The 3111-nt window shown below is 39.4% G+C and carries 3 protein-coding genes; all 3 read left to right on the top strand.

Annotated features, from left to right (window positions below; translation table 11 throughout):
• The first annotated feature begins 225 nt into the window (after positions 1-225).
• The 3 genes from IJT21_04175 to IJT21_04185 all read left to right on the top strand — a co-directional run bounded on the left by IJT21_04175 (position 226) and on the right by IJT21_04185 (position 3070).
• A complete protein-coding gene (locus IJT21_04175; GenBank protein ID MBQ7577450.1) occupies positions 226-501 on the top strand; it encodes a DUF3310 domain-containing protein in 276 nt (91 codons plus the stop codon).
• Positions 494-658, top strand: coding sequence for a hypothetical protein (locus IJT21_04180; protein MBQ7577451.1), 165 nt, complete (start codon positions 494-496; stop codon positions 656-658). Before IJT21_04175 ends, IJT21_04180 begins: the two co-directional genes overlap by 8 nt.
• 114 nt (positions 659-772) lie before the next feature.
• Positions 773-3070, top strand: coding sequence for a toprim domain-containing protein (locus IJT21_04185; protein ID MBQ7577452.1), 2298 nt, complete (start codon positions 773-775; stop codon positions 3068-3070).
• The last annotated feature ends 41 nt before the right edge of the window (positions 3071-3111 follow it).

Here is a 3111-nt window from a genome sequence, read left to right on the forward strand (position 1 = left end):
AAGAAAATGATATTATTCTAGACTGCTTCGGAGGCTCAGGGACAACTTTAATTGCGTGCGAAATGGTAAACAGAACTTGTCTCATGATGGAAATTTCTCCGGACTACTGCGACATTATCTGCAACCGGTACAAGAAATTAACTGATTTGACACTGTTCAACTAATAAAAAATTGGGCGGGGGCTTTTCCCCTACCCGTCATTTATTGAAGGAGAGATTTTGTATTATGAATGTAGCAGAGGAACATTTACAATATTACGAACAACAAAAGCAAAAAAATAACAGTCCTGACTATTATAAATCAGGAGACGGAAAATTTGAAGCAATTGACTTTATTGACGCGTTCGAGTTAAATTTTAATCTCGGCAATGTCATAAAATATATCGCACGTGCAAGCAAGAAAACCGGCAAGGATTATATAAATGATCTGATAAAAGCTCATTGGTATATCACGCGCGAAATGTCGCATTATTGCAAGAAAGAAGGGATTAACTGTGAGTAAATATTTAAACTGGACTCAATCGGCGGCATTCTTGAATATATCGCCCGAAAAATTTTTATTATTACACGAACAGGGAATTTATCCGGCAGATAAAATCGTAGACGGCGCAAGATTTTGGGACAAAGAAAAATTGTTATCAAGGCAGCAAAAAAGGTGATAAATCATGAAGTCCAACAAGATCCAATTCATTAAAGATCACATAACATGCCTAGATTTCGCGCACAATAATTTAAACTGGCCAATCAATAAAGACGGAGACCGCACAATCTCAATGGCGCCAGGCAGCGAAAATAAAACCGCTTTGATAGTCCATGAAAACACTTTTAAAGACTTCAAGACGGGATTATTTGGCGATGTTATAGACTTGTGCGCACACTCCATGTTTGACGGCGACAAAGGACTCGCAATAAAATATCTGGCCGGCATCACTGGTTATTATGACCCCGACGAAAAAATTAATAATCAAAGCTGGATCGATTACACCGAAAAATTAAATGCAAAAATTCAATACTGGCACGAACATTTGCGCCCCGAAGATCTCGAATATTTATCGAGCAGAAAAATAAACTGTGATACAATAGAACGGCTAAAGTTAGGCTATGACTCTCAAGAAGAGCGCTTAACAATCCCATATTTTAAGAACGGTTACACTGCCTATTACGCGGGTCGTGATAGGCATACTCCTCCTGATAAAACACGCGCAAAATATAAGAAAGCTCCCCTTGATAGCTATAATGAAAATATCCCTTGGGGTCTCCACACTCTTACTCATGCTCATAGAAAATTAATGCAGCACTTATCACAAATGGCGCAGGAAAAATATAATCTCGACATTGAAAAAATTTTAGTCATTGCTGAAGGCGCGTTCGATGTCATGAGCTTTGAACAGTGCGGATTTAAATGCTTGAGCCCTATCGGAGGTTACTTCAACAAACGCAGTAATCAAGAAATAATCGATATCGCGCGTTCTTCCGAAATTGAACAAGTCTTTATTTGCTTTGATAATGACTCCGCCGGAAATAATTTCACACTCGCAATGTGTAAAATGATGTTCGCTAATAGAATTAATTTCGTCTGCGGCGAACTCCCAACAGGCATTAAAGATGTCAGCGATTATTATTGCGATAACGGAGATTTATATTTACTCGTGAAAAACGCGCACTCAGGCATAACGCAGCTGGGTCAAAGAATCACCGACCGCAAAGAATTTAAAAATTTTGTATGTCAGGCAGCACGTTATGTCGATTCAGCAGATTTAGCAGAATTATTTGACTCGTGCGGACAGTTTTCACCAGACTGGTTGAAGGCCGTTAAATTAATCGCTACTAAATGTCCGGCAGAAAGTCTCATAATTGAATCCGTCCTCAAGAAATATAAATTAAAATTTGTCGAAAAAGTCGGCTTTTATGAATATGAGTCAGGCGCTTGGCGTTTGCGTTCCGATAATGCGATTTCAAAATATTTTAGCCGCGAGCTAGGAAGATTTTCAACCGGCCAGAAATTCGGGAGTCTCTTGCGTTATTTGCGCTCACAGATAACTTGCGAGTATGAGTTCAATAAATTAAATATCGTGAACTTCAAAAACGGCATTCTCGATTTACAAACAGGCGAGCTCAAACCTCATGACGAGTCTTATTTGTCGTCAATCCAAATGGCTTATAATTATGAACCGTTCGCAAAATGCCCGCGTTGGGATAAATTTATCTCGGAGATCATGAATAATGACACTCAGAAAATGCAATTATTACAAGAATTGGCCGGATATATTTTATTTCCAGATTGCCGGCTGCAAAAATGTTTTTTCTTGATGGGGGACGGCAGTAACGGGAAAAGCGTTTTTATTAATGTGCTCAGACAAGTTTTTGGCGCTGAGAATTGCTCCACTGTTGAAATTTCTAACCTGGATGGACAGTTTGAACCGATAAGATTATTGCATTCACTCGTGAACTTTGCCAATGAGACCGAGACAAATATTAAGAGTGCTGAAGCCCGTTTTAAATCCATTGTCGCAGGAGACCAAATTTCAGCGTGCTATAAGGGTCAGGATTTTATCGAGTTTGCTCCGCGCGCAAAAATGGTGTTCGCCTGCAATAAATTTATTAACTCGAACGACTCGACTAAAGGTTTTCTCAGGCGCATAATTTTCATAAATTTTAACCGCACATTTGAAGGCTCCGAAGCTGACAAAAATTTGTATGACACTCTTATTAAAGAATTACCCGGAATTTTTAACTGGACTTACAGAGGCTACAAAATTTTAATGCAGTCTTTAGAGTTCACCCTCACAAATGAACAGAGCGAAATTATGGACGAGTTCACGCAGATAATTGATCCCGTTGATGCGTTTTTCCGTGAAGAGATTTTGCCGGACAAATTGAATGACAGAATCTTTATCACGAGTGTTTACGCGGAATATAAAGAATGGTGCGACAAGTCCGGGCATAAAGCATTAAGCCGCCAGAAATTTACTCGTTCGCTAAAAAGTATAATCAAGCGTTTGTACCCCGCGAGTCAGTTCAGTCATTCAGGGAAGGAGACGACGATTTTAATTTGTGAATGTGATTATTAACTGCTGGATCGCGATTACTGGGTGGGGAGGGGGTTTAAGGG

This window comes from Synergistaceae bacterium (assembly GCA_017443945.1).
GTDB lineage: Bacteria > Synergistota > Synergistia > Synergistales > Aminobacteriaceae > JAFUXM01.

Excerpts from the sequence above, each read along its gene's own strand:
- IJT21_04185 (MBQ7577452.1), top strand. The coding sequence starts at position 773 with ATGGCGCCAGGCAGCGAAAATAAAACCGCTTTGATAGTCCATGAAAAC.
- IJT21_04175 (MBQ7577450.1), top strand. The coding sequence starts at position 226 with ATGAATGTAGCAGAGGAACATTTACAATATTACGAACAACAAAAGCAA.